We start from the raw sequence: 25,245 nt of genomic DNA, 5'->3' as shown, positions 1-25,245 counted from the left end.
TCAGCGTTCCGTTGCGTGTTGACGCCACAGTTACTGCTGGCGTAACATGCGCGCACGATTACGCTAAGAGGACATTCGCCTTGGACACACCCAGTAGATACTGGCTCAATTCCCTGTCATCCAGGAACAACTCCTAAGGCTATCTCCCCTTGCTGATGGCCTTAGTGGTTGTCAGCGACTGCTCTATTCCCGTCGCGCTGAGTCAGGCTGTTTAATGGTCTGAAACCCAATTTGTTTCTGTGTGCCCACCGAACTGTCCGATATTTTTTGCATTGGGAGTCCCGGTCATGTTGAGCGCATTTCAACTCGAAAATAACCGACTGACTCGGCTTGAAGCCGAAGAGTCACAGCCCCTCGTTGATGCCGTATGGGTGGATCTGGTCGAGCCGGACGACGATGAGCGCCTTCGCGTACAATCTGAGCTGGGGCAAAGCCTGGCAACGCGTCCTGAACTGGAAGACATCGAAGCATCCGCACGTTTTTTTGAAGATGAAGACGGTCTGCACATCCACTCCTTCTTCTTCTTTGAAGACGCTGATGACCACGCGGGTAACTCCACCGTGGCGTTTACCATTCGCGATGGTCGTCTGTTTACCTTGCGCGAGCGCGAACTGCCTGCGTTTCGTCTCTACCGCATGCGCGCCCGCAGCCAGGCGATGGTAGACGGCAACGCGTACGAGCTGCTGCTCGATCTGTTCGAGACCAAAATTGAACAGCTGGCGGATGAAATTGAGAACATCTACAGCGACCTCGAAAAGCTGAGCCGGGTGATCATGGAAGGCCATCAGGGCGATGAGTACGACGAAGCGCTCTCCACGCTGGCGGAGCTGGAAGATATCGGCTGGAAGGTGCGCTTGTGTCTGATGGATACCCAGCGCGCGCTGAACTTCCTGGTGCGCAAGGCGCGTCTGCCGGGCGGTCAGCTGGAACAGGCGCGTGAGATCTTACGAGATATCGAATCTCTGCTGCCGCACAACGAATCCCTGTTCCAGAAGGTCAACTTCCTGATGCAGGCGGCGATGGGCTTTATCAACATCGAGCAGAACCGCATCATCAAGATCTTCTCGGTGGTGTCCGTGGTGTTCCTGCCGCCGACGCTGGTGGCATCCAGCTACGGGATGAACTTCGAGTTTATGCCGGAGCTGAGGTGGAGCTTTGGCTACCCGGGGGCGATTATCTTTATGATCCTCGCGGGCCTGGCGCCGTATCTCTATTTCAAACGCCGGAACTGGCTGTAAAAATCTGGCGGGTGGCGCTGCGCTTACCCGCCCTACGATCGAATTCCCTCTCCCTGTGGGAGAGGGTTAGGGTGAGGGCAACATTACAGCCCTTTACGCACTCTGCGTTGGGTATAAATCGCATCCGCAACGAAAATCGCCAGCGCCACCCAGATAAAGGCGAACGTCACCATCTTATCTGCCCCCGGCACTTCGCCGTAAAACACCACTGCCAGCAGGAACATCAGCGTCGGGCCAATGTACTGGAAGAAGCCCAGCGTGGAGAGACGCAGGCGCGTCGCCGCGCCGGTGAAGCACAGCAGAGGAATGGTGGTTACCACGCCCGCGGCCATCAGCATCAGGTTCAGCGACCACGGGTTGCTGCCCATGTGGCTGGTTGGGCTGTCGGCGATGCCGAAGAGATAAATCGCCGCCACCGGCAGCAGCCACAGGGTTTCAAACAGCATCCCCGTCTGCGCTTCTACCGCAATCTTCTTGCGTACCAGGCCGTAGAAGGCAAAGCTGAACGCCAGACCGAGGGCAATAATCGGCAGCGAGCCGAAGGTCCACAGCTGCACCAGTACGCCGCAGAAGGCCAGAAGGACCGCTAACCACTGCATCCGGCGGAAGCGTTCGCCGAGGAAAATCATCCCCAGCACAATGTTCACCAGCGGGTTAATAAAGTACCCCAGGCTCGCTTCAAGCATGTGATGGTTATTTACCGCCCAAATGAACAGCAGCCAGTTGCCGCCGATCAGAACCGCAGAAAGCGCCAGCAGGAAGACCTTTTTAGGGGTTTGCAGCAGCGTTTTGACGCCGGACCACTGACGGCTGACGCTCATCAGCGCAATCATAAAGAAGAACGACCAGATGACGCGGTGGGTGAGGATCTCGTCGGCCGGTACATAGGCGATAAATTTGAAGTACGCCGGTGCGATACCCCAAATAAAATAAGCGGCAAGGGCGAGTAAAACGCCCTGCCGCGTCTGTTTAGCATCCATCGGGAAAATCCGTTACAAAAGAGTGAATTAATTTTACCCGTTTTTATCGCCTTAACCCACCATATAAGTGGCGGTTGCGCTGGCGATATAAACCTGTTCTTCGTTATGCAACTCAACGCGCGCCACCGCGACTTTATTGCCCGCGCGCAGCAGGCTGCTGGTACAGGTAAAGCGATTACCCCGTCCAGGGCGCAGATAGTCGACGCGTAAATCGATAGTGCCCATCCGCGAAAGACGCTGGCGGAGCTCCTCTTCATTGATGGTGTCATGGCGCGTCAGCGTACTGCCGACGCAGACCAGCCCTGCCGCCACGTCCAGCGCGGAGGCAATTACCCCGCCGTGCAAAATACTTTGCGCCCAGTTGCCTACCATCATTGGCTGATTATTAAAGCTGAGCTGGGCAAAGTCTTTCTCGTATCGCTCCAGCTCCAGCCCCAGCGCGCGGTTAAACGGCATGTGGTACACAAAAATCTCGCCCACGAGTTTTAATGTTTCTTCGGCGGTAAGCGTGGCTGACATGAGGGATGCATCCTTGTTGTTAACAAAATGTTGATTTTATGCCTCAACAATAAGGATTTCCACTTTCAGAAACGAGGAGGCGGAAGTTGCTGCAGAAGTCTGTAGAATGCCCGGACAAAACTATTCATTAAATATCACCCTTTCAGGAGAACACCACCGATGCGGACGTATCTGGGTTGGTTACTGGCGGCGGTTTCGCTGCCCCTCACAGCATATGCGCAAGAAGCAACCGTCAAAGAAGTGCACGATGCCCCCGCAGTGCGCGGCAGCATCATCGCCAATATGCTTCAGGAGCATGACAATCCGTTCACGCTGTACCCGTATGACACCAACTACGTGATCTACACCCAGACCAGCGATCTCAACAAAGAGGCGATAAGTTCCTATAACTGGTCCGATAATGCGCGTAAAGATGAGGTGAAGTTCCAGCTCAGCCTCGCGTTCCCGTTCTGGCGAGGCATTCTTGGGCCGAACTCGGTGCTCGGTGCGTCATACACCCAAAAGTCCTGGTGGCAGCTCTCCAACAGCGGGGAGTCCTCGCCGTTCCGTGAAACTAACTATGAGCCGCAGCTGTTCCTCGGCTTCGCAACGGATTACGAATTTGCAGGCTGGACGCTGCGCGACGTCGAAGTGGGCTTTAACCACGATTCCAACGGTCGCTCCGACCCAACCTCCCGCAGCTGGAACCGCGCTTATACGCGTCTGATGGCGCAGAACGGTAACTGGATGGTGGAAGTGAAGCCGTGGTATGTGGTGGGCGAAACCGATGACAACCCGGATATCACCAAATATATGGGCTACTACCAGCTCAAGGTCGGCTACCAGCTAGGTGATGCCGTGCTCAGCGCCAAAGGTCAGTACAACTGGAACACCGGCTACGGTGGTGCGGAAGTGGGCTTAAGCTATCCAATGACGAAGCATGTCCGCATCTATACTCAGGTGTACAGCGGTTACGGCGAGTCGCTTATCGATTACAACTTCAACCAGACCCGCGTTGGCGTGGGCGTGATGCTGAACGATATTTTCTAGGTCGCTCGAATGTTTTTGCGTTAAACGTTGAAGTTTCTTTCTCAGGCGCTGAAAATAGCGCCTGTTTCATTTCTGGCATATGGGGTTAACGTGGCGCAGGCGGAAGTATTGAATCAGGAATCGCTGGCTAAACAGGTTTTGCATGAAACCTTTGGCTACCAGCAGTTCCGCCCCGGCCAGGAAACCATCATTGAAACCGTGCTGGAAGGTCGTGATTGTCTGGTAGTGATGCCGACCGGCGGCGGGAAATCCCTCTGCTATCAGGTGCCTGCGCTGGTGCTGAACGGCCTGACGGTCGTGGTATCCCCCCTCATTTCCCTGATGAAAGACCAGGTCGACCAGCTGCTCGCCAACGGCGTGGCGGCCGCCTGTCTTAACTCCACGCAAACCCGCGAGCAGCAGCAAGAGGTGATGGCGGGTTGCCGCACCGGACAGATCCGGTTGCTGTATATCGCGCCGGAACGCCTGATGCTGGATAACTTCCTCGACCATCTCGCGCACTGGAATCCGGTGCTGCTGGCGGTCGATGAAGCGCACTGTATCTCCCAGTGGGGACACGATTTCCGCCCGGAATATGCCGCCCTCGGCCAGCTTCGTCAGCGCTTCCCCGAGCTGCCGTTTATGGCGCTTACCGCCACGGCGGATGACACCACGCGTCTGGACATCGTTCGTCTGCTCGGGCTGAACGACCCTTATATTCAGGTCAGCAGCTTCGACCGCCCCAACATCCGCTACATGCTGATGGAAAAATTCAAGCCGCTGGATCAGCTCCTGCGCTACGTCCAGGAGCAGCGCGGCAAGTCCGGCATCATCTACTGCAACAGTCGGGCGAAGGTGGAAGACACCGCCGCGCGGCTGCAAAACCGCGGCTTTAGCGCCGCCGCGTATCACGCCGGGTTAGAGAACCACATCCGCGCCGACGTGCAGGAGAAATTCCAGCGCGACGACCTGCAGATCGTGGTCGCGACGGTGGCGTTCGGGATGGGCATCAACAAGCCCAACGTGCGCTTTGTGGTGCACTTCGACATCCCACGCAATATCGAATCCTACTATCAGGAAACTGGTCGCGCCGGGCGTGACGGGCTGCCTGCGGAAGCAATGCTGTTTTACGATCCGGCGGACATGGCGTGGCTGCGCCGCTGTCTGGAAGAGAAACCGCAGGGACAGCTGCAGGATATCGAGCGCCACAAGCTCAACGCGATGGGCGCGTTTGCCGAAGCGCAAACCTGCCGCCGTCTGGTGCTGCTCAACTACTTTGGTGAAGGGCGACAGGAGCCGTGCGGCAACTGTGATATCTGCCTTGATCCGCCGAAGCAGTACGATGGTCTGATGGACGCGCGTAAGGCGCTCTCAACCATTGGGCGCGTCAATCAACGCTTTGGTATGGGCTACGTGGTGGAAGTGCTGCGCGGGGCTAATAACCAGCGTATCCGCGATATGGGTCACGATAAGCTGCCCGTCTACGGCATCGGTAAAGATCAGAGCCACGAGCACTGGGTCAGCATTATTCGTCAGCTGATCCACCTCGGCTTTGCCACGCAAAATATTGCTCAGCACTCCGCCCTTCAGCTTACTGAGGCCGCGCGCCCGGTCCTGCGCGGTGAAGTTGAACTGAAGCTCGCGGTTCCGCGCGTTATCGCCCTCAAGCCGCGCGTGATGCAAAAATCCTACGGCGGCAACTATGACCGCAAGCTGTTCGCCAAACTGCGCAAACTGCGTAAGGCCATCGCCGACGAAGAGAACATCCCGCCTTACGTGGTGTTCAACGACGCGACGCTGATTGAGATGGCCGAGCAGATGCCGCTCAGCGCCAGCGAAATGCTCAGCGTCAACGGCGTCGGCACGCGCAAGCTGGAGCGCTTCGGAAAGGAGTTTATGGCGCTCATCCGTTCTCACGCCGACGGTGACGATGAGGAGTAGTCAGCCGGGCGAAAAAGTGCCAGGATGATGACTCACTGAATTATTTCCCCGCGAGCTAATTATGTTAATGCTATTTCTTACCGTGGCGTTAGTGCACATCGTTGCGCTGATGAGCCCGGGACCTGACTTTTTCTTCGTGTCGCAAACCGCCGTCAGCCGCTCCCGCAAAGAGGCGATGATGGGCGTGCTCGGTATTACCATGGGCGTCATGGTCTGGGCGGCAGTCGCGTTGCTCGGTCTGAACCTGATCCTGGCGAAGATGGCCTGGCTGCATAACATCATTATGGTCGGCGGTGGGCTGTACCTGTGCTGGATGGGCTACCAGATGCTGCGCGGGGCGCTGAAGAAAGAAGAGAAAAAGCCGGAAGAGCCGAAGGTTGAGCTGGCAACGGGCGGCCGCAGCTTTGTAAAAGGGCTGCTGACCAATCTGGCAAACCCAAAAGCGATTATCTATTTCGGCTCGGTGTTCTCGCTGTTTGTCGGCGATAGCGTCGGTGCGGGCGCACGCTGGGGCATCTTCCTGCTGATCGTTGTTGAAACCTTTGCCTGGTTTACCATCGTAGCAAGCCTGTTTGCCTTACCGGCGATGCGCCGCGGCTACCAGCGTATCGCGAAGTGGATTGATGGCTTCGCCGGCGCGCTGTTCGCCGGCTTCGGCATTCATCTCATCATTTCTCGCTAAGCATGACGCGCTGACGCAAGCAGCGCGCCAACCAGCATAAACAGCGAACCAAACACCTTATTCAGGGCCTTCATCTGCTTAGGCCCTTTGATCCACGCCGCAATTCGCTGCGCCAGCGTCGCATAGCCAATCATCACGATGATATCGACAATAATGGTGGTCGCGCCAAGCACCACGTACTGCATCACCTGCGGCTGGTGCGGCACGATAAACTGTGGGAATAGCGCGGCGAGGAACACGATGCTCTTCGGGTTGGTCAGGTTGACGAACACCGCGCGCTTAAACAGATGGCCGCGGTTTTGCGTCTGCGCGAGCGTATTGAGGTTGATGGAGCCTGCGGCGCGCCACTGCTGGATGCCGAGCCAAATCAGATACGCCGCTCCGGCCCATTTCAGCACTTCAAAGGCCAGCACGGAGCGGGAGAACAGGGTCCCAAGCCCAACCCCCACCAGGACGATATGAATACCCAGCCCGGTCTGCAAACCCGCGATGGATGCCGCCGCTCCGCGATAGCCGTGATTGATGGAGGTGGTCATGGTGTTAATGGCACCCGAGCCCGGTGAAAGGCTGAGGATAATGGATGTCAGCAGGTAGGCGAACCACCATTCGAAGGTCATTTGAAACTCCCGAACCGTCTATTTTTATGCCACAATACGCTATTATTGCGTCATTTTGTGAACAGTGACGAAAAAAACGATATTCCCTGGATTACGTGAGTGGAAACCCAATGTTTCAGCAGAAAAAGGACTGGGAAACACGAGAAAACGCTTTTGCTGCTTTCTCTATGGGGCCGCTGACCGATTTCTGGCGGCAGCGTGAGGAAGATGAGTTTACGGGCGTCGGGGGCATCCCGGTGCGCTTCGTTCGTTTCCGCAATAAAAAAAATGACCGTGTGATCGTTGTCTGCCCCGGACGCATCGAAAGCTACGTTAAATATGCCGAACTGGCTTACGACCTGGTCCATATGGGGTTCGACGTGCTGATCATCGACCACCGTGGACAGGGGTTGTCCGGTCGTATGCTGCCGGATACGCACCGTGGGCACGTGGATAACTTCAGCGATTACGTCGACGATTTTGCAGCGTTCTGGCAGCAGGAAGTGCAGCCGGGTCCCTGGCGCAAGCGGTATATCCTTGCGCACTCCATGGGCGGTGCCATTTCGACGCTGTTTTTGCAGCGGTATGAGCATCAGTGCGACGCCATTGCGCTCACCGCACCGATGTACGGTATTGTCATTCGTTTTCCCGATTGGATGGTACGCCATCTTCTCGACTGGGCTGAGGGCCATCAGCGCATTCGTGAAGGCTATGCCATCGGAACCGGACGCTGGCGCGCATTGCCGTTCGCCATCAACGTTCTGACCCACAGTCGACAGCGCTATCGCCGCAACCTGCGCTTTTATGCCGATGAACCGCGCTTGCGCGTTGGCGGCCCGACCTGGCACTGGGTGCGGGAAGGTATTCATGCCGGTGAGCAGGTGCTGGCGGGCGTAGGCGATGATGACACGCCGACGCTTCTGATTCAGGCGGAGGACGAGCGTGTGGTGGATAACCGCATGCATGACCGCTATTGTGAACTGCGCGCTGCCGCCGGTCACCCTTGTGAAGGGGGTAAACCGCTGGTCATCAACGGCGCGTACCATGAGATCCTTTTTGAAAAGGACGCTATGCGCTCAGTCGCGCTCAACGCCATTGTTGAATTTTTCAACAGGCATAATTGATATTCACCAGAGGTTAAATTTCCCTATGTACCAGGTTGTTGCATCTGACTTAGATGGCACGCTGCTTTCCCCCGACCACACCCTCTCGCCTTATGCGAAAGAGACCTTAAAACTCCTGACTGCCCGTGGCGTGAACTTCGTGTTTGCCACCGGTCGCCACCACGTGGACGTGGGGCAGATCCGCGATAATCTGGAAATCAAATCGTACATGATCACCTCCAACGGTGCGCGCGTGCACGACACGGAGGGTAACCTGATTTTTACCCATAATCTGGACCGCGATATTGCCGCCGATCTGTTCGGCGTAGTGCACAATAACCCGGATATCGTCACTAACGTTTATCGCGATGACGAGTGGTTTATGAACCGCCACCGCCCGGAAGAGATGCGTTTCTTCAAGGAAGCCGTATTCCAGTACTCACTGTACGAGCCTGGCCTGCTGGAGCCGGAAGGGATCAGTAAGGTGTTCTTCACCTGTGTAAATCATGAGGCATTGCTACCGCTGGAGCAGGCGATCAACGCTCGCTGGGGCGACCGCGTTAACGTAAGCTTCTCCACGCTGACCTGTCTGGAAGTGATGGCCGGTGGCGTCTCCAAAGGTCACGCGCTGGAAGCGGTGGCTAAACGTCTGGGCTTTGAGCTGAAAGACTGCATCGCGTTCGGAGACGGTATGAACGACGCCGAGATGCTCTCCATGGCGGGAAAAGGCTGCATCATGGAGAATGCGCACCAGCGCCTGAAAGACCTGCACCCGGAGCTGGAAGTGATCGGCACCAATGGCGATAACGCTGTGCCTAAGTATCTGCGCAAACTGTTCCTTGAATAATCTTCATTTGATTATTTATTGCTCAGTTGTCAACTAAAGAGTTCGCTACAATGCCTGTCCTTCTTTCTGAGAGACAAGCATTGTGGCGCTACTCATTATCACCACTATCCTGTGGGCCTTCTCCTTTAGCCTGATTGGCGAATACCTTGCCGGATCGGTCGACAGCTACTTCTCGGTGCTGATGCGCGTGGGGCTGGCGGCGCTGGTGTTCCTGCCGTTTCTGCGCGCGCGCGGACAATCGCTGAAAACGATTCTGCTGTATATGCTGGTGGGCGCGATGCAGCTCGGCATCATGTACCTGTTTAGCTTCCGGGCTTACGTTTATCTGTCCGTCTCGGAATTCCTGCTGTTCACCGTGCTCACGCCGCTCTATATCACGCTAATCTACGACCTGCTCAGCAGGCGCCGCCTGCGCTGGGGATATCTTCTAAGCGCGGCGCTGGCGGTGCTTGGGGCGGCGATTATTCGCTATGACAAGGTAAGCGATCACTTCTGGACAGGGCTGATGTTCGTCCAGCTCGCCAATATCAGCTTCGCTATCGGCATGGTGGGCTACAAACGCCTGATGGAAACCCGTCCGATGCCGCAGCACAACGCGTTTGCCTGGTTCTATATGGGGGCCGCGATTGTCGCGGTGGCGGCGTGGTTTATGCTCGGCAACCCGCAAAAACTGCCGACCACCACCCTGCAGTGGGGCGTTCTGGTCTGGCTGGGCGTGGTGGCTTCCGGGCTGGGATACTTCATGTGGAACTACGGCGCTACGCAGGTAGACGCCGGTACGCTAGGGATCATGAATAACGTACATGTCCCGGCAGGGCTGCTGGTCAATCTCGCCATCTGGCAGCAACAGCCGCACTGGCCGAGTTTCCTTATTGGGGGAGCGGTGATCCTGGCTTCGCTGTGGGTACATCGCCATTGGGTCGCTCCGCGCTCCGCACAAAGGGAAGATGGTCGCACGCGTGGTTCCGCGCTGAGCGAATAAACGCTTCCGTAATCGGCTGACGCTGCTCGCCATCGCGCACGGCGGCGTACAGTCGACTCCACAGTCCTTCACCCAGGGTTTTGGTCACCACCAGGCCCTGGCGTTCAAAACTCTCCACCACCCAGTGCGGCAATGCCGCGATGCCCATTCTGGCCGCCACCATCTGAATTAACAGCAGGGTGTTATCCACGCTTTTCAACTGTGGGCTAATGCCTGCGGGCTGCAGGAAGTGACGCCAGATATCCAGTCGACTGCGCTGCACGGGATAAATCAGCAGCGTTTCCGTCGCCAGATCTTCCGGCGTGATGCGCGTTTTACTGGCAAGCGGATGGTCCGGGGCCAGCACCAGGCGCACTTCATAATCAAACATCGGCGAATAGTGCAGGCCGCTGCGCGGCAGAATGTCAGAGGTCATCACCAGATCCAGCTCGCCCTGCTGCAGCGAGGGCTGCGGGTCAAATGTCACGCCGGATGTAAAGTCCATCTCCACCTGCGGCCACTTCTGGCGGAAGTTCTCAAGCGCGGGGGTCAGCCACTGAATACAGCTGTGGCACTCAATGGCAATACGCAGTTTGGTTTGCTGCGGTTCGTTACACGCCTGCAGCGCGCTGGCGATCTGCGGCAGGACCTGGTTTGCCAGCTGCAGCAAAATTTCACCCTGCGGCGTAAAGCGCAAAGGCTGGCTCTTACGCACAAAAAGACGAAAGCCGAGGCGTTGTTCCAGATCGCTGAACTGGTGAGAAAGGGCAGACTGGGTCTGGTGCAGCGTGGCCGCCGCTGCCGCAAGAGAACCGCAGTTCCGCAACGCTTGTAGCGTTTTCAGGTGTTTAATCTCGATCATGAAAGTCCTTCACTTCGCCATGAACATTTTGCGCTTGAGGAATATACAGTACCTGCCAATTATAGATGTGTAAACATCTGGACGTCTAAATAACAAATTTCACAAGGGGCATAACATGACAATCCGCAATCACACTCTCGGTTTCCCTCGCGTTGGCCTGCGCCGCGAACTGAAAAAAGCGCAAGAAAGCTACTGGGCGGGTAACAGCACCCGTGAAGAACTGCTGGCGGTGGGACGCGAGCTGCGCGCCCGTCACTGGGAGCAGCAGAAACAGGCGGGCATTGACCTGCTGCCGGTGGGCGATTTCGCCTGGTACGACCATGTTCTGACGACCAGCCTGCTGCTTGGCAACGTGCCGGCTCGTCATCAGAACAAAGATGGATCGGTAGATATCGATACCCTGTTCCGCATTGGCCGCGGCCGTGCGCCAACGGGTGAGCCAGCGGCAGCGGCGGAAATGACCAAGTGGTTTAACACTAACTATCACTATATGGTGCCGGAGTTCGTAAAAGGTCAGGAGTTCAGGCTGACCTGGACGCAGCTGCTGGATGAAGTGGACGAAGCGCTGGCGCTGGGTCATCAGGTGAAGCCCGTATTGCTGGGGCCAGTCACCTACCTGTGGCTGGGTAAAGTAAAAGGCGAACAGTTTGACCGCCTCAGCCTGCTGAACGATATTCTGCCGGTCTACAAACAGGTGCTGATTGAGCTGGGCAAGCGCGGCATTCAGTGGGTGCAAATCGACGAACCCGCGCTGGTGCTCGAGCTGCCGCAGGAGTGGCTTGATGCCTTCAAACCGGCGTATGACGCGCTCACCGGGCAGGTGAAGCTGCTGCTCACCACCTATTTCGAAGGCGTGACGCCGAACCTGAAGACCATAACCGCGCTGCCGGTGCAGGGCCTGCACGTTGACCTCGTTCACGGGAAAGACGATGTCGCGGAGCTGCACAAGCGCCTGCCGGCGGACTGGCTGCTTTCTGCCGGGCTGGTTAACGGGCGCAACGTCTGGCGTGCCGATCTGACCGAGAAATATGCACAAATCAAAGACATCGTCGGCAAACGTGAGCTGTGGGTGGCATCCTCTTGCTCGCTGCTGCACAGCCCAATCGATCTCAGCGTGGAAACCCGTCTCGACCCTGAAGTGAAAAGCTGGTTTGCCTTCGCCCTGCAAAAATGTGAAGAGCTGACGCTGCTGCGCGACGCGCTGAACAGCGGCGAGACGGCGGCGATTACCGAATGGAGCGCACCGATCCAGGCGCGTCGTCACTCGGCCCGCGTGCACAACCCGGCGGTGGAAAAACGCCTGGCGGCCATCACCGCGCAGGACAGCCAGCGCCAGAGCCCGTATGAGGTGCGCGCCGAAGCGCAGCGCGCCCGTTTCAACCTGCCCGCGTGGCCGACCACCACAATTGGTTCTTTCCCGCAAACCACTGAAATCCGCGGCCTGCGCCTGGACTTCAAGAAGGGCAACCTGGATGCGAACAACTACCGCACCGGTATCGCTGAGCACATTAAGCAGGCAATTATCGAGCAGGAGCGTTTAGGTCTGGACGTGCTGGTGCACGGCGAGGCCGAGCGTAACGACATGGTCGAATACTTCGGTGAGCACCTGGACGGCTTCGTCTTTACCCAGAACGGCTGGGTGCAGAGCTACGGCTCCCGCTGCGTGAAGCCGCCAGTGGTTATTGGCGACGTCAGCCGCCCGGAAGCGATCACCGTGGAGTGGGCGAAGTATGCCCAGTCCCTGACCGACAAGCCGGTGAAAGGCATGCTCACCGGTCCGGTAACCATTCTCTGCTGGTCGTTCCCGCGTGAAGACGTGACCCGTGAAACCATCGCGAAGCAAATCGCGCTGGCGCTGCGTGATGAAGTGGCAGATCTGGAAGCCGCAGGCATTGGCATCATCCAGATTGATGAACCGGCCCTGCGCGAAGGTCTGCCGCTGCGCCGCAGCGACTGGGATGCTTACCTGCAGTGGGGCGTGGAAGCGTTCCGCATCAACGCCGCGGTGGCGAAGGACGACACGCAGATCCACACCCACATGTGCTACTGCGAATTTAACGACATCATGGATTCGATTGCCGCGCTGGACGCCGACGTGATCACCATCGAGACCTCGCGTTCAGACATGGAGCTGCTGGAGTCGTTTGAAGAGTTCGACTACCCGAACGAAATCGGGCCGGGCGTGTATGACATTCATTCCCCGAACGTGCCGAGCGTGGAGTGGATTGAAGCCCTGCTGAAAAAAGCCGCCCAGCGGATCCCGGCGGAACGTCTGTGGGTGAACCCGGACTGCGGGCTGAAAACCCGCGGCTGGCCGGAAACGCGCGCGGCGCTCGCCAACATGGTGAAGGCGGCGCAGAACTTGCGTCAGGCTTGATGAAGCGTAGGCCCGGTAAGGCGTTGCCGCCACCGGGCTTTTTTGCTTTTAAGCTTTTTTCCCGCCGTACTGGCTAAACCACGCCAGCATCCTCTGCCAGCCATCTTTGGCTGATTCTGCGTGATAGCTTGGGCGATAATCGGCGTTAAACGCGTGTCCGGCATCCGGGTACACCACAATCTCCGCCTTTGCATTCGCCGCGCGCAGCGCATGACGCATGGTCTCAACGGTATCAAGCGGAATGCCGGTATCCTGACCACCATAAAGCCCCAGCACCGGCGCATTCAAATCCGTGGCGATATCAACGGCCTGCTTCGGCGAGTTCAGCGTTTTTTCGCCCACCAGCTTGCCGTACCAGGCCACGGCCGCTTTCAGCTGCGGGTTATGCGCGGCATACAGCCAGCTAATGCGTCCGCCCCAGCAGAAGCCGGTGACAAGTAGGCGATGTGCATCACCCCCGTTGCGTGCGGCCCAGCTGGCAACATGATCAAGGTCAGCCAGCACCTGGGCATCCGGGACTTTGCTCACCAGATTGTTGAACAACGTAGGGATATCGCTGTAATCGTTCGGATCGCCCTGACGGAAATAGAGCTCTGGCGCAATGGCCAGGTACCCTTCCAGCGCCAGGCGGCGGCAGAGGTCGCGAATATGTTCGTGAACGCCAAAAATCTCCTGAACCACAATCACGATCGGCAGCGGACCCTCTGCTGATTTTGGCCGAGCGTGATAAGCAGGCATATTCTCTCCCTGCGAGGGGATGGAGGTCTCGCCCGCAGTAATGGCTTCTTCTGAGGTTGAGACGATGGTTGAAGCATGCGGAGCCGCAGCAGGTGCAAAACCGGTTTTTTCAGTCATGGCATTCTCCGTACCAATGAGTTAGCGCAAAGGTAAATATAGTCACCAGGTTAACAACCCACAGTGCCTTATACGGTCTATCTTTTGTGCAGCACCTGGCGATATAACTTGTTAATGTGATGTAAGTCACTATTTAATGGAAATTAACTGCAATCATTTTCATTCATGGTGAGGTGTGTCACGAAATTCTGCGTAGTGCTTCTGTAAAGTACCGTTTTACTTCTTCTGACTAACCGACCCACAGAGGAGTCACCCTATGTCTAAGTCTGATGTTTTTCATCTCGGCCTCACCAAAAACGATTTACAAGGGGCTACGCTCGCTATCGTCCCTGGCGATCCTGAGCGTGTGGAAAAGATCGCCGCGCTGATGGATAAGCCGGTTAAGCTGGCAGCCCATCGTGAATTCACCACCTGGCGCGCAGAGCTGGATGGCAAAGCGGTGATCGTGTGCTCTACCGGTATCGGTGGCCCGTCTACGTCTATTGCGGTGGAAGAACTGGCGCAGCTGGGCATTCGTACTTTCCTGCGTATCGGCACCACTGGCGCTATTCAGCCGCACATCAACGTCGGCGACGTGCTGGTTACGACCGCATCCGTTCGTCTTGACGGCGCAAGCCTGCACTTTGCACCAATGGAATTCCCGGCAGTTGCCGACTTCGAATGCACCACCGCGCTGGTTGAAGCCGCGAAATCCGTGGGCGCGACTACTCACGTGGGCGTCACCGCCTCTTCCGATACCTTCTACCCGGGCCAGGAGCGTTACGACACCTTCTCAGGCCGCGTGGTAAGCCGTTTCAAAGGCTCTATGGAAGAGTGGCAGTCCATGGGCGTGATGAACTACGAAATGGAATCTGCAACGCTGTTAACCATGTGTGCAAGCCAGGGTCTGCGCGCCGGTATGGTGGCGGGCGTGATCGTCAACCGTACCCAGCAGGAGATCCCGAACGCCGAAACCATGAAGCAGACCGAAAGTCATGCGGTGAAAATCGTGGTGGAAGCGGCTCGTCGCCTCATCTAATCCTCTCTTTAAAGACACAAGGCCGACACGTTCGGCCTTTATTTTTTGCGTAGCGCCTCGCAGGAAAACCCTTTCAAACTGGACGTTTATACAGCACAATTCTATTTTGTGCGGGTAATACGTTGATGCAGGGGGCATTGTGGATATCTCAATCCTGATTTATGCGGTGATTGCGCTGGCGGGCGTGGCGATAGGCTGGCTTATTTCCAGCTATCAGCATGCGCAGCAGAAGGCCGAACAGCTGGCAGAGCGCGAAGAGATAGTCGCTGAATTAAGTGCGGCAAAGCAGCAGCTTGCCCTGAGCGACCACTGGCGCGACGAGTGCGAGCTGCTCAACAACGAGCTGCGCAATCTCCGTGATATCAACACCTCGCTGGAGGCCGATCTCCGCGAAGTGACCACCCGTCTTGAATCCACCCAGCTGCATGCGGAAGACAAAATCCGCCAGATGATCAACAGCGAGCAGCGCCTCAGCGAACAGTTTGAGAACCTCGCCAACCGAATTTTTGAGCACAGCAACCGCCGCGTTGACGAACAGAATCGACAGAGCCTGAATAGCCTGCTGACGCCGCTGCGTGAACAGCTGGACGGTTTTCGCCGTCAGGTGCAGGACAGCTTTGGCCAGGAGGCGCGCGAGCGGCACACCCTGGCGCATGAAATCCGTAATCTCCAGCAGCTGAATGCCCAGATGGCGCAGGAGGCGGTGAACCTGACCCGTGCGCTTAAAGGGGATAACAAAACCCAGGGCAACTGGGGGGAAGTGGTGTTCACCCGCGTGCTGGAAGCCTCTGGGCTGCGCGAAGGGTACGAATACGAAACCCAGGTGAGCATTGAGAACGATGCCCGCTCGCGCATGCAGCCGGATGTGATCGTGAGGCTGCCGCAGGGCAAAGATGTGGTGATTGACGCCAAAATGACGCTGGTGGCCTACGAGCGCTACTTCAACGCGGAAGATGACTACACGCGCGAGTCGGCGCTGCAGGAACACATTGCCTCCGTGCGTAACCATATTCGTCTGCTGGGCAGAAAGGATTATCAGCAGCTGCCGGGGCTGCGATCGCTGGACTACGTGCTGATGTTTATCCCGGTAGAGCCCGCCTTCCTGCTGGCGCTCGACAGACAGCCCGAACTGATCACCGAAGCGCTGAAAAATAACATTATGCTGGTCAGCCCTACCACGCTGCTGGTGGCCTTACGGACCATTGCTAATCTGTGGCGTTACGAGCATCAAAGCCGTAACGCGCAGCACATTGCCGATCGCGCCAGTAAGCTGTACGACAAAATGCGCCTGTTTGTGGACGATATGTCCTCGGTCGGGCAAAGCCTGGATCGTGCGCAGGATAACTACCGGCAGGCGATGAAAAAGCTCTCCTCCGGGCGTGGCAACCTGCTGGCGCAGGCCGAAGCGTTTCGCAGCCTGGGGGTGGAGGTGAAACGCGAGATTAATCCGGAATTGGTTGAACAGGCGACGGCGCAGGACGAAGAGTTCCGACTGCGTGAAGGCGCGGATGAACAAAATACGCACAGTGAAGACAACGATGTAGCGGCGAATTTATCGCCAGAAGAGCAGCCGACGCGTTTCTTTCGCGGTGGTTGAATCGTAGGGCAAATGCGCCCAATCTGTTACACTTCACGAACATTTTACTGATAAGCAGGCTCTGAGATGGTTGACGATTCACAAGACACGACGCACTTTGGCTTTCAGACCGTTGCCAAAGCGCAGAAAGCGGACATGGTGGCCCACGTATTTCATTCCGTGGCGGCGAAGTACGATGTGATGAATGACTTGATGTCCTTCGGCATTCATCGCTTGTGGAAGCGCTTTACTATTGACTGCAGCGGCGTGCGTCGTGGACAAACAGTTCTCGATCTGGCTGGCGGAACGGGCGATCTGACGGCGAAATTCTCCCGTCTGGTGGGTGAAACCGGTCGCGTCGTGCTGGCAGATATCAACGACTCCATGCTGAAAATGGGACGCGAGAAGCTGCGTAACATCGGCGTCGTGGGTAACGTGGAATATGTGCAGGCAAACGCCGAAGCGCTGCCGTTCCCGGATAACACCTTTGACTGCATCACCATCTCTTTTGGTCTGCGTAACGTCACCGACAAAGATAAAGCGCTGCGCTCCATGTACCGCGTGCTGAAGCCGGGTGGACGCCTGCTGGTGCTTGAATTCTCCAAACCGATTATCGAGCCGCTGAGCAAAGCCTACGACGCCTACTCCTTCCACGTTCTGCCGCGTATTGGTGAGCTGGTAGCGAACGATGCGGAGAGCTATCGCTACCTGGCCGAATCCATCCGTATGCACCCGGATCAGGATACCCTGAAAGCGATGATGCAGGACGCGGGTTTTGAAAACGTTGAGTATTTCAACATGACGGCGGGTGTCGTCGCGCTGCACCGCGGTTACAAGTTCTGAGTGGAGGTGTCCCGTGCCCTTTAAACCCTTAGTCACCGCAGGCATTGAGAATGTACTGAATGCCTTTCTGTATCGCGCTCCGGCGCTGAAGGCTGCACGTCAGCGGCTGAACGGAAAGGTACTGCGTATCGTTTTGAAAGAGTTCTCGACGCCGCTTGTGCTGGTCTTCAGCGAGCGCCAGCTTGACGTTCTGGGTGAATGGGAGGGCGAGGCGGACTGCTCGGTCATCACCCATATGAGCGTGCTGCCAAAACTGCGTGACCGTCAGCAGCTGACGGCGCTTATCCGCAGCGCTGAACTCGAAGTGGAAGGCGACATTCAGGTCGTGCAGAACTTCGTGGCGCTCAGCGATATGGCCGAGTTTGACCCGGCAGAACTGCTTGCGCCTTTTATTGGCGACATCGCTGCCGAAGGGATTGGAAAAGCGATTCATGGCGGTACGGCGTTCCTGCGCAAAAATCTGCAACGCCAGCAGCGCTATGCCGCAGAAGTCCTCACCGAAGAGTGGCGCATGGCCCCCGGGCCGCTGGAAGTGGCATGGTTTGCAGAAGAGACCGCTGCTGTTGAACGCGCGGTTGATGCGTTAACCAAACGCCTGGAAAAACTGGAGGGCAAATGACGCCTGGTGAAATTCGGCGCCTCTATTTTATCGTTCGCACCTTTTTGAGCTACGGGCTCGACGAGCTTATCCCCAGAATGCGTATCACGCTGCCGCTTCGTATCTGGCGGCGCATGCTGTTCTGGATGCCAAATCGCCACAAAGACCAGGTTTTAGGCGAACGCTTGCGTCTTGCGCTGCAGGAGCTGGGCCCGGTATGGATCAAGTTTGGGCAGATGCTCTCTACCCGCCGCGATCTCTTCCCACCGCAAATTGCCGATGAACTGGCGATGCTGCAGGATCGCGTTGCTCCGTTTGACGGGGTGAGAGCGAAGAAGCAGATCGAAGAAGCGATGGGCAACATACCTGTTGAAACCTGGTTTGATGATTTCGACATTCAGCCGCTCGCATCGGCCTCCATTGCCCAGGTACATACGGCTCGCCTGAAAGAAAACGGCAAAGAAGTGGTTATCAAGGTTATTCGTCCGGATATCCTGCCGATTATCAAAGCCGATATGAAGCTGATCTACAGGTTGGCCCGCTGGGTACCGCGTTTGTTGCCGGATGGCCGCCGACTGCGCCCGATGGAAGTGGTGCGGGAGTATGAAAAAACGCTGATTGACGAGCTCAACCTGCTGCGTGAATCGGCGAATGCCATTCAGCTGCGTCGTAACTTTGAAGACAGCCCGATGCTGTATGTTCCTGAAGTCTATTCTGACTATTGCAGCCAGAACATGATGGTCATGGAGCGTATTTACGGTATTCCGGTCTCGGATGTTGTGGCGCTGGAAAAGCAGGGCACTAACATGAAGCTGCTGGCCGAGCGTGGTGTGCAGGTCTTCTTTACCCAGGTCTTCCGCGACAGCTTTTTCCATGCGGACATGCACCCGGGCAACATCTTCGTGAGCTACGAACACCCGGAGGATCCGAAGTACATCGGGATCGACTGCGGCATTGTTGGCTCGCTGAACAAAGAAGATAAGCGCTATCTCGCAGAGAACTTCATCGCGTTCTTCAACCGCGACTACCGTAAGGTGGCCGAGCTGCACGTGGACTCTGGCTGGGTTCCACCAGACACCAATGTTGAAGAGTTTGAGTTTGCGATCCGCACGGTATGCGAACCTATTTTCGAAAAACCGCTGTCGGAGATCTCCTTCGGTCACGTTTTGCTGAACCTCTTCAATACCGCGCGTCGCTTCAATATGGAAGTGCAGCCACAATTAGTTTTACTTCAGAAAACATTACTTTACGTTGAGGGCGTAGGTCGCCAGCTCTATCCTCAGTTAGACTTATGGAAAACGGCGAAACCTTTCCTTGAATCCTGGATTAAAGATCAGGTTGGCATTCCAGCGCTGGTACGCTCCCTTAAGGAGAAAGGCCCGTTCTGGATTGAAAAAATGCCTGAAATTCCTGAACTGGTTTACGACAGCTTGCGTCAGAGCAAGAACCTTCAGCACAGCATGGATAAAATCGCGCACGAGCTTCAGTCCAGCCGCGTGCGCCAGGGACAGTCACGCTACCTCTTTGGCATTGGCGCGACGTTGCTGCTGAGCGGTACGCTGCTGCTCATCAATCGCCCTGACTGGGAGATGATGCCCGCGTGGATTATGGCTGGCGGCGTTGTTGTCTGGCTCGCTGGCTGGAGAAAAACGCGCTGATTTTGCGTCGCTATCACCAGGTTGCATACGTATAATGCAACCTGACTCATTAAGCATCTATCACTGAGGAATACGTATGGGTGGTATCAGTATCTGGCAATTGTTGATCATTGCCGTCATCGTCGTACTGCTGTTTGGTACGAAGAAACTCGGTTCTATCGGTTCCGACCTTGGTGCATCTATCAAAGGCTTTAAGAAGGCCATGGGTGATGATGAAAGTAAGCAGGATAAAACCAGCCAGGACGCTGACTTTACTGCTAAATCCATCGCTGACAAGCAAGATGAAGCCAAAAAGGAAGACGCTAAACGCCACGATAAAGAGCAGGTGTAATTCGTGTTCGACATTGGTTTTAGTGAGCTGCTGCTGGTCTTTGTGATTGGTTTGATTGTGCTGGGGCCACAGCGTCTCCCTGTTGCGGTTAAAACCGTGGCGGGTTGGGTGCGTGCGCTTCGCTCGCTGGCTACCACCGTGCAAAACGAGCTGGCGCAGGAGCTCAAGCTCCAGGAATTTCAGGACAGCCTGAAAAAAGTTGAGAAGGCGAGCATGGAAAACCTGACGCCCGAGCTAAAAGCATCAATGGATGAGTTGCGCGAAGCGGCTGAATCTATGAAGCGTTCATACAGCATCAACGATCCTGAAAAGGCGAGTGATGAAGCTAACACCATCCATAACCCGGTGGTGAAGGGCAGCGAAGAGCAGCGCGAGGGCGTAACGCCGTCCAGCGCGGAGCATCAGGCTGCCGCACCAGAACAGACGCCGCAGGAACCTGAAGTGAAAAAACAGGCGCAGTCGGAAGAACCGGTGTTAAAAGCGGCTGAAGTAAAGCCTGCTGCGTCCGTTTCCGAATCATCCCCTTCCACGAGTGATAAAGCGTAAACATGGCAGTAGATGATACTCAACCGCTCATTACGCACCTCATTGAGCTGCGCAAGCGCCTGTTAAACTGCATTATTGCAGTTCTCCTTATATTCCTGTGCCTGGTCTATTTTGCCAACGATATCTATCAGGTGGTCTCTGCACCGCTGATTAAACAGATGCCGCTGGGCGCGACGATGATTGCTACGGACGTGGCCTCGCCGTTTTTCACCCCGATCAAGCTGACCTTCTGGGTGTCCTTGATTGCGTCTGCGCCGGTCATTTTGTACCAGGTCTGGGCCTTCGTCGCGCCGGCGCTGTACAAGCACGAGCGTAAACTGGTGATCCCACTGCTGGTCTCCAGTTCGCTGCTGTTCTATATCGGCATGGCGTTCGCCTATTTCGTTGTCTTCCCGCTGGCCTTCGGCTTCCTCACGCATACCGCGCCGGAAGGGGTTCAGGTGTCGACAGACATCGCCAGCTATCTCAGCTTCGTTATGGCGCTGTTTATGGCATTCGGCGTGGCGTTCGAAGTGCCCGTGGCAATCGTCCTGCTGTGCTGGATGGGCGTGACAACGCCTGACGATCTCCGCAAGAAGCGCCCGTATATCCTCGTAGGCGCATTTGTGGTGGGCATGCTGCTGACGCCACCGGATGTCTTCTCGCAAACCTTACTGGCGATACCGATGTATTGTTTGTTTGAGGTCGGCGTGTTCTTCTCGCGTTTCTATGTGGGCAAACGACGTCCGCCGGAAGATGAAGAAGACGGGTCTGAAAAGACCACAGAAGAATAACACTAGCCGCCCGTCAGGGCGGTTGTCATATGGAGAGGGGCATGTTTGATATTGGGCTTAACCTGACCAGCTCGCAGTTCGCGAAAGACCGGGATGAGGTCGTCGCCCGTGCTTTTGCCGCCGGGGTGAAAGGGCTCTTGCTGACGGGAACCAACCTTCATGAAAGTGAGCAGGCGCAGTTGCTGGCGCAACGCTACGAACGCTGCTGGTCAACCGCAGGCGTCCACCCTCATGACAGTAGCCAATGGACGCAACACAGCGCTGAAACGCTCCACGCGCTGGCGAAAATGCCACAGGTGGTCGCCATCGGCGAGTGCGGTCTTGATTTCAATCGCAATTTTTCCACGCCGGAAGACCAGGAAAAAGCATTCACCGCACAATTGGCGCTGGCCGCAGAGCTTGAAATGCCGGTGTTCATGCATTGCCGCGATGCGCATGAGCGTTTTCTCACCCTTCTGGAACCGTGGCTGGATAAACTGCCTGGTGCTGTGTTGCACTGCTTTACCGGATCGCATCAGGACGCGCTGGATTGCCTGAATCGAGGACTTTATCTGGGCATTACCGGTTGGGTTTGCGATGAGCGTCGCGGGCTGGAACTGCGTGAATTATTGCCGGCGATCCCGGCCGAACGCCTGCTGCTGGAAACCGATGCCCCTTATTTGCTGCCGCGCGACATGAAACCCAAACCGGCATCGCGGCGTAACGAGCCGGCGTATCTGGGGCATATCGTTGAGAGCGTGGCGCACTGGCGCGGAGAAGATCCGCACTGGCTGGCCGCGCAGACCGATGACAACGTGCGCCGCCTGTTTCGAATTGCGTTTTAAAGCTTACGGAAGTCGGTGTTTTTCACGCTCTGCAGCACCTGTTTATTCAACAGGTTAAGCAGCAACATAGAGCGCGCTTCGCCATCAGGTTCAGAGAATATGGCCTGCAGGCCTTCAAAGGCACCTTCTGTAATCACCACGCTATCGCCCGCATAAGGGGTTTCCGGGTCGGTAATCCCTTCGGGTTGTTGATAAATCGAAAGCTGATGAATGACGGTTGAGGGAACCGTCGCGGGGCTGGTGCCAAAGCGGACAAAGTGACTAACACCGCGCGTGGCGCTGATTGTCGTGGTGTGGATCACTTCCGGGTCGAATTCGACGAACAGATAGTTCGGGAAGAGAGGCTCGCTGACCATCGTGCGTTTCCCGCGCTGCATTTTTTCAAGCGTGATCACGGGCGTCAGGCAATTCACCGACTGACGTTCAAGATGTTCCTGCGCGCGCTGAAGTTGCCCGCGTTTGCAATACAGTAAATACCAGGCCTGCATAATCACTCTTTCCCTTAGTTCGGGGCGCAAGCATATCAAAACCCTGGCCGGATCGCTAAGTTGATTATAATGGGCAAAAGTGGAGTAAGTCGCGGAAGTTCACGCTAATTTAACAAAATTACAGCATCACGTAGGCTTACGCCGTATAATGAAGCGCTTACAGAGAGGCCATGACTAACTGCATGAAATACCACGATCTACGCGACTTCCTGACGCTGCTGGAAAAGCAGGGCGAACTTAAACGGATTACGCTTCCTGTTGATCCTTATCTGGAAATGACAGAAATTGCTGACCGCACCCTGCGTGCCGGCGGGCCTGCGCTGCTGTTTGAAAATCCGAAAGGTTACGACATGCCGGTGCTGTGCAATCTGTTCGGCACGCCGCGCCGCGTGGCGCTGGGCATGGGGCAAGAGGATGTCACGGCGCTGCGTGAAGTGGGTAAACTGCTGGCGTTTTTGAAAGAGCCGGAGCCGCCGAAAGGCTTCCGCGATCTGTTCGACAAGCTCCCGCAGTTCAAGCAGGTGCTGAACATGCCAACCAAACGCCTGCGCGGTGCGCCGTGCCAGCAAAAAGTGCTGGAAGGTGATGCGGTTGATCTGACAAAAATCCCGATTATGCAATGCTGGCCTGAAGATGCCGCTCCGCTGATTACCTGGGGTTTGACCGTCACCCGTGGTCCGTACAAAGAGCGCCAAAACCTTGGTATCTACCGCCAGCAGCTGATCGGTAAAAATAAACTTATCATGCGCTGGCTGTCACATCGCGGCGGCGCGCTCGATTTCCAGGAGTGGTGCGCGGAACATCCCGGTGAACGATTCCCGGTTTCTGTTGCCCTGGGTGCCGATCCGGCAACGATTCTGGGCGCGGTTACGCCTGTTCCGGATACGCTGTCAGAGTATGCCTTTGCCGGGCTGCTGCGCGGCACCAAAACGGAAGTCGTAAAGTGCGTCTCCAATGACCTGGAAGTGCCAGCCAGTGCGGAAATCGTTCTGGAAGGCTACATCGAACAGGGTGAGCTTGCACCGGAAGGGCCTTACGGCGACCATACGGGTTATTACAATGAAATTGATCACTTCCCGGTGTTTACCGTCACGCACATTACCCAGCGTGAAGATGCGATTTACCACTCAACCTATACCGGCCGTCCACCGGATGAGCCTGCGGTGCTGGGTGTGGCGCTGAACGAAGTCTTTGTGCCGATTCTGCAGAAACAGTTCCCGGAAATTGTTGATTTCTATCTGCCGCCGGAAGGGTGCTCGTATCGCCTGGCGGTAGTGACGATGAAGAAGCAGTATGCCGGTCACGCTAAGCGCGTGATGATGGGCGTATGGTCTTTCCTGCGCCAGTTTATGTATACCAAGTTTGTTATCGTCTGCGATGATGACGTTAACGCCCGCGACTGGAACGACGTTATTTGGGCGATCACTACACGCATGGACCCCGCGCGTGATACGGTGTTAGTCGAAAACACGCCGATAGATTATCTGGACTTTGCCTCGCCGGTTTCCGGTCTTGGCTCAAAAATGGGACTGGATGCCACGAATAAATGGCCTGGCGAAACCGACCGTGAATGGGGTCGCCCGATCAAAAAAGATCCTGCCGTGACCGCGCGAATAGACGCGATCTGGGACGAACTGGCCATAATGAATAACGGTAAATCTGAAGCTGACCGTTAAGCCCTATAGACTTCCCGACAGAGAGAGCGAATGACAACCTTAAGCTGTAAAGTGACCTCGGTAGATGCCATTACCGACACCGTATATCGCGTCCGTTTAGTGCCAGAATCGGCATTCTCTTTCCGCGCTGGTCAGTACCTGATGGTCGTGATGGATGAGCGCGATAAACGTCCTTTCTCTATGGCGTCTACGCCAGCGGAGCAGGAATTTATTGAGCTTCATATTGGTGCGTCTGAGCTTAACCTTTACGCCATGGCCGTCATGGACCGCATCCTGAAAGAGCGTGAAATCGTGGTAGACATTCCGCACGGTGAAGCCTGGCTGCGCGAAGATGAAGACCGTCCGCTTATCCTGATTGCTGGCGGTACGGGGTTCTCGTATGTTCGCTCTATTCTGTTGACCGCGCTGGCACGTAACCCGAACCGCGACATCACCATCTATTGGGGCGGCCGCGAAGAGAAACATCTGTACGACCTGTCCGAACTGGAAGCGCTGAGCGTGAATCACCCGAACCTGCGCGTTGAGCCGGTTGTCGAGCAGCCGGAAGAGGGCTGGCGCGGGCGTAGTGGTACGGTGCTAACGGCGGTCCTGCAGGATCATGGCACGCTCGCCGGGCACGATATCTACATCGCTGGCCGTTTTGAAATGGCGAAAATTGCCCGCGATCTGTTCTGTAATGAGCGCGACGCGCGGGAAGATCGCCTGTTTGGCGATGCGTTCGCGTTTATCTAAGTGTCTAACCCGCTTCGGCGGGTTTTTTGTCTCAAGGAGAATTGGCGATAATTTAACCTTGAAAAGGTTAATGCATTGCCGCTATCCTTAGCGCTGTTATTGTTCTCCCTCAGGAGCGCCCCCCAAAAATGAACAAACACGACTGATGAATTTCTGTCCTTGCTAAACGCCACCGCGTCGGCAGGGGAGGTTTTTGATTTCATTCAGGAGTGC

26 protein-coding genes are annotated in these 25,245 nt (G+C 56.2%); 20 read left to right on the top strand and 6 right to left on the bottom strand.

The window, feature by feature from the left end; genetic code table 11:
* Positions 1-80: 80 nt before the first annotated feature.
* Together ysgD and corA are read left to right on the top strand one after the other, a co-directional pair.
* Positions 81-137: a YsgD/CorL family protein gene (gene ysgD, locus KK102_RS18305; protein ID WP_212743980.1), complete on the top strand. Its 57-nt coding sequence runs from the start codon at positions 81-83 to the stop codon at positions 135-137.
* Positions 138-287: 150 nt separating this feature from the next.
* Positions 288-1,238, top strand: coding sequence for a magnesium/cobalt transporter CorA (gene corA / locus KK102_RS18300; protein ID WP_126546347.1), 951 nt, complete (start codon positions 288-290; stop codon positions 1,236-1,238).
* A gap of 83 nt (positions 1,239-1,321) precedes the next feature.
* Here corA and rarD read toward each other — a convergent pair whose 3' ends face one another.
* Both rarD and yigI read right to left on the bottom strand, forming a co-directional pair.
* Positions 1,322-2,218, bottom strand: a complete 897-nt coding sequence (rarD, locus tag KK102_RS18295) for an EamA family transporter RarD (RefSeq protein WP_126546346.1) — start codon at positions 2,216-2,218, stop codon at positions 1,322-1,324.
* Between the two features lie 51 nt (positions 2,219-2,269).
* Positions 2,270-2,737 (bottom strand): acyl-CoA thioesterase YigI, encoded by a 468-nt coding sequence (yigI, locus tag KK102_RS18290; RefSeq protein WP_010426301.1) that lies wholly within the window; start codon positions 2,735-2,737, stop codon positions 2,270-2,272.
* A 159-nt stretch (positions 2,738-2,896) separates the two neighbouring features.
* Between yigI and pldA the strand changes: the two genes are divergently transcribed.
* From pldA to rhtC, 3 genes are all read left to right on the top strand, one after another.
* The gene (gene pldA / locus KK102_RS18285) at positions 2,897-3,766 is read left to right on the top strand and encodes a phospholipase A (RefSeq protein WP_126546345.1); all 870 of its coding nucleotides are present in this window, start codon (positions 2,897-2,899) and stop codon (positions 3,764-3,766) included.
* A 90-nt stretch (positions 3,767-3,856) separates the two neighbouring features.
* Positions 3,857-5,686, top strand: a complete 1,830-nt coding sequence (gene recQ, locus KK102_RS18280; protein WP_216358168.1) for an ATP-dependent DNA helicase RecQ — start codon at positions 3,857-3,859, stop codon at positions 5,684-5,686.
* 61 nt (positions 5,687-5,747) lie between these two features.
* Positions 5,748-6,368 (top strand): threonine export protein RhtC, encoded by a 621-nt coding sequence (gene rhtC / locus KK102_RS18275; RefSeq protein WP_010426287.1) that lies wholly within the window; start codon positions 5,748-5,750, stop codon positions 6,366-6,368.
* Here rhtC and rhtB read toward each other — a convergent pair.
* A complete protein-coding gene (rhtB, locus tag KK102_RS18270; protein WP_042716819.1) occupies positions 6,365-6,985 on the bottom strand; it encodes a homoserine/homoserine lactone efflux protein in 621 nt (206 codons plus the stop codon). The two genes, rhtC and rhtB, sit on opposite strands and share 4 nt — an antisense overlap.
* Positions 6,986-7,095: 110 nt before the next feature.
* On the opposite strand from rhtB, the gene pldB reads away from it, so the two are divergent.
* The 3 genes from pldB (at position 7,096) to KK102_RS18255 (ending at position 9,896) form a co-directional block, all read left to right on the top strand.
* The gene (pldB, locus tag KK102_RS18265) at positions 7,096-8,088 is read left to right on the top strand and encodes a lysophospholipase L2 (RefSeq protein WP_126546344.1); all 993 of its coding nucleotides are present in this window, start codon (positions 7,096-7,098) and stop codon (positions 8,086-8,088) included.
* 25 nt (positions 8,089-8,113) lie between these two features.
* On the top strand, positions 8,114-8,914 hold the full coding sequence (yigL, locus tag KK102_RS18260; protein WP_126546343.1) for a sugar/pyridoxal phosphate phosphatase YigL: 801 nt from the start codon (positions 8,114-8,116) through the stop codon (positions 8,912-8,914).
* A gap of 82 nt (positions 8,915-8,996) precedes the next feature.
* On the top strand, positions 8,997-9,896 hold the full coding sequence (locus tag KK102_RS18255) for a carboxylate/amino acid/amine transporter (protein ID WP_126546342.1): 900 nt from the start codon (positions 8,997-8,999) through the stop codon (positions 9,894-9,896).
* Here the strand turns inward: KK102_RS18255 and metR are convergent.
* The gene (gene metR, locus KK102_RS18250) at positions 9,784-10,737 is read right to left on the bottom strand and encodes an HTH-type transcriptional regulator MetR (RefSeq protein WP_126546341.1); all 954 of its coding nucleotides are present in this window, start codon (positions 10,735-10,737) and stop codon (positions 9,784-9,786) included. The two genes, KK102_RS18255 and metR, sit on opposite strands and share 113 nt — an antisense overlap.
* 115 nt (positions 10,738-10,852) lie before the next feature.
* On the opposite strand from metR, the gene metE reads away from it, so the two are divergent.
* Positions 10,853-13,114, top strand: coding sequence for a 5-methyltetrahydropteroyltriglutamate--homocysteine S-methyltransferase (metE, locus tag KK102_RS18245; RefSeq protein ID WP_216358167.1), 2,262 nt, complete (start codon positions 10,853-10,855; stop codon positions 13,112-13,114).
* 48 nt (positions 13,115-13,162) lie between these two features.
* Here metE and KK102_RS18240 read toward each other — a convergent pair whose 3' ends face one another.
* On the bottom strand, positions 13,163-13,969 hold the full coding sequence (locus KK102_RS18240) for a dienelactone hydrolase family protein (protein WP_126546339.1): 807 nt from the start codon (positions 13,967-13,969) through the stop codon (positions 13,163-13,165).
* Positions 13,970-14,225: 256 nt separating this feature from the next.
* Between KK102_RS18240 and udp the strand changes: the two genes are divergently transcribed.
* The 9 genes from udp to tatD all read left to right on the top strand — a co-directional run bounded on the left by udp (position 14,226) and on the right by tatD (position 22,136).
* Positions 14,226-14,987, top strand: coding sequence for a uridine phosphorylase (gene udp, locus KK102_RS18235; protein ID WP_003860792.1), 762 nt, complete (start codon positions 14,226-14,228; stop codon positions 14,985-14,987).
* Between the two features lie 139 nt (positions 14,988-15,126).
* Entirely contained in the window at positions 15,127-16,584 is a 1,458-nt protein-coding gene (rmuC, locus tag KK102_RS18230) for a DNA recombination protein RmuC (RefSeq protein ID WP_216358166.1), read from the top strand.
* 66 nt (positions 16,585-16,650) lie between these two features.
* A complete protein-coding gene (ubiE, locus tag KK102_RS18225; RefSeq protein ID WP_010426273.1) occupies positions 16,651-17,406 on the top strand; it encodes a bifunctional demethylmenaquinone methyltransferase/2-methoxy-6-polyprenyl-1,4-benzoquinol methylase UbiE in 756 nt (251 codons plus the stop codon).
* 13 nt (positions 17,407-17,419) lie between these two features.
* A complete protein-coding gene (ubiJ, locus tag KK102_RS18220; protein ID WP_126546337.1) occupies positions 17,420-18,025 on the top strand; it encodes a ubiquinone biosynthesis protein UbiJ in 606 nt (201 codons plus the stop codon).
* Positions 18,022-19,662, top strand: a complete 1,641-nt coding sequence (gene ubiB, locus KK102_RS18215) for a ubiquinone biosynthesis regulatory protein kinase UbiB (RefSeq protein ID WP_126546336.1) — start codon at positions 18,022-18,024, stop codon at positions 19,660-19,662. The genes ubiJ and ubiB overlap by 4 nt, the downstream gene beginning before the upstream one ends.
* 76 nt (positions 19,663-19,738) lie before the next feature.
* A complete protein-coding gene (gene tatA / locus KK102_RS18210) occupies positions 19,739-19,993 on the top strand; it encodes a Sec-independent protein translocase subunit TatA (protein WP_010426269.1) in 255 nt (84 codons plus the stop codon).
* A 3-nt stretch (positions 19,994-19,996) separates the two neighbouring features.
* Positions 19,997-20,539: a Sec-independent protein translocase protein TatB gene (gene tatB, locus KK102_RS18205; RefSeq protein WP_216358165.1), complete on the top strand. Its 543-nt coding sequence runs from the start codon at positions 19,997-19,999 to the stop codon at positions 20,537-20,539.
* Positions 20,540-20,541: 2 nt separating this feature from the next.
* Positions 20,542-21,312 (top strand): Sec-independent protein translocase subunit TatC, encoded by a 771-nt coding sequence (gene tatC, locus KK102_RS18200; protein WP_010426267.1) that lies wholly within the window; start codon positions 20,542-20,544, stop codon positions 21,310-21,312.
* A 41-nt stretch (positions 21,313-21,353) separates the two neighbouring features.
* Positions 21,354-22,136, top strand: coding sequence for a 3'-5' ssDNA/RNA exonuclease TatD (gene tatD, locus KK102_RS18195; RefSeq protein ID WP_148400220.1), 783 nt, complete (start codon positions 21,354-21,356; stop codon positions 22,134-22,136).
* On the opposite strand, the gene rfaH is transcribed toward tatD, so the two are convergent.
* Positions 22,133-22,624: a transcription/translation regulatory transformer protein RfaH gene (rfaH, locus tag KK102_RS18190; protein WP_010426265.1), complete on the bottom strand. Its 492-nt coding sequence runs from the start codon at positions 22,622-22,624 to the stop codon at positions 22,133-22,135. The two genes, tatD and rfaH, sit on opposite strands and share 4 nt — an antisense overlap.
* 170 nt (positions 22,625-22,794) lie before the next feature.
* Here rfaH and ubiD point away from each other — a divergent pair, with 170 nt between their 5' ends.
* A complete protein-coding gene (gene ubiD / locus KK102_RS18185; protein WP_185805627.1) occupies positions 22,795-24,300 on the top strand; it encodes a 4-hydroxy-3-polyprenylbenzoate decarboxylase in 1,506 nt (501 codons plus the stop codon).
* 30 nt (positions 24,301-24,330) lie between these two features.
* On the top strand, positions 24,331-25,032 hold the full coding sequence (gene fre / locus KK102_RS18180) for an NAD(P)H-flavin reductase (protein ID WP_010426263.1): 702 nt from the start codon (positions 24,331-24,333) through the stop codon (positions 25,030-25,032).
* The last annotated feature ends 213 nt before the right edge of the window (positions 25,033-25,245 follow it).

It is taken from the genome of Enterobacter quasimori, assembly GCF_018597345.1.
GTDB lineage: Bacteria > Pseudomonadota > Gammaproteobacteria > Enterobacterales > Enterobacteriaceae > Enterobacter > Enterobacter mori.
Note: the sequence above shows the minus strand (reverse complement) of the source record. Positions and strands in the feature narration are given on the sequence as shown.

What these genes read in the sequence shown, in the direction of transcription:
- corA (WP_126546347.1), top strand. Translation starts at nt 288, where the DNA reads ATGTTGAGCGCATTTCAACTCGAAAATAACCGACTGACTCGGCTTGAA.
- rarD (WP_126546346.1), bottom strand. Translation starts at nt 2,218, where the DNA reads ATGGATGCTAAACAGACGCGGCAGGGCGTTTTACTCGCCCTTGCCGCT.
- yigI (WP_010426301.1), bottom strand. Translation starts at nt 2,737, where the DNA reads ATGTCAGCCACGCTTACCGCCGAAGAAACATTAAAACTCGTGGGCGAG.
- pldA (WP_126546345.1), top strand. Translation starts at nt 2,897, where the DNA reads ATGCGGACGTATCTGGGTTGGTTACTGGCGGCGGTTTCGCTGCCCCTC.
- rhtC (WP_010426287.1), top strand. Translation starts at nt 5,748, where the DNA reads ATGTTAATGCTATTTCTTACCGTGGCGTTAGTGCACATCGTTGCGCTG.
- rhtB (WP_042716819.1), bottom strand. Translation starts at nt 6,985, where the DNA reads ATGACCTTCGAATGGTGGTTCGCCTACCTGCTGACATCCATTATCCTC.
- pldB (WP_126546344.1), top strand. Translation starts at nt 7,096, where the DNA reads ATGTTTCAGCAGAAAAAGGACTGGGAAACACGAGAAAACGCTTTTGCT.
- yigL (WP_126546343.1), top strand. Translation starts at nt 8,114, where the DNA reads ATGTACCAGGTTGTTGCATCTGACTTAGATGGCACGCTGCTTTCCCCC.
- metR (WP_126546341.1), bottom strand. Translation starts at nt 10,737, where the DNA reads ATGATCGAGATTAAACACCTGAAAACGCTACAAGCGTTGCGGAACTGC.
- metE (WP_216358167.1), top strand. Translation starts at nt 10,853, where the DNA reads ATGACAATCCGCAATCACACTCTCGGTTTCCCTCGCGTTGGCCTGCGC.
- KK102_RS18240 (WP_126546339.1), bottom strand. Translation starts at nt 13,969, where the DNA reads ATGACTGAAAAAACCGGTTTTGCACCTGCTGCGGCTCCGCATGCTTCA.
- udp (WP_003860792.1), top strand. Translation starts at nt 14,226, where the DNA reads ATGTCTAAGTCTGATGTTTTTCATCTCGGCCTCACCAAAAACGATTTA.
- ubiE (WP_010426273.1), top strand. Translation starts at nt 16,651, where the DNA reads ATGGTTGACGATTCACAAGACACGACGCACTTTGGCTTTCAGACCGTT.
- ubiB (WP_126546336.1), top strand. Translation starts at nt 18,022, where the DNA reads ATGACGCCTGGTGAAATTCGGCGCCTCTATTTTATCGTTCGCACCTTT.
- tatA (WP_010426269.1), top strand. Translation starts at nt 19,739, where the DNA reads ATGGGTGGTATCAGTATCTGGCAATTGTTGATCATTGCCGTCATCGTC.
- tatC (WP_010426267.1), top strand. Translation starts at nt 20,542, where the DNA reads ATGGCAGTAGATGATACTCAACCGCTCATTACGCACCTCATTGAGCTG.
- tatD (WP_148400220.1), top strand. Translation starts at nt 21,354, where the DNA reads ATGTTTGATATTGGGCTTAACCTGACCAGCTCGCAGTTCGCGAAAGAC.
- rfaH (WP_010426265.1), bottom strand. Translation starts at nt 22,624, where the DNA reads ATGCAGGCCTGGTATTTACTGTATTGCAAACGCGGGCAACTTCAGCGC.
- ubiD (WP_185805627.1), top strand. Translation starts at nt 22,795, where the DNA reads ATGACTAACTGCATGAAATACCACGATCTACGCGACTTCCTGACGCTG.
- fre (WP_010426263.1), top strand. Translation starts at nt 24,331, where the DNA reads ATGACAACCTTAAGCTGTAAAGTGACCTCGGTAGATGCCATTACCGAC.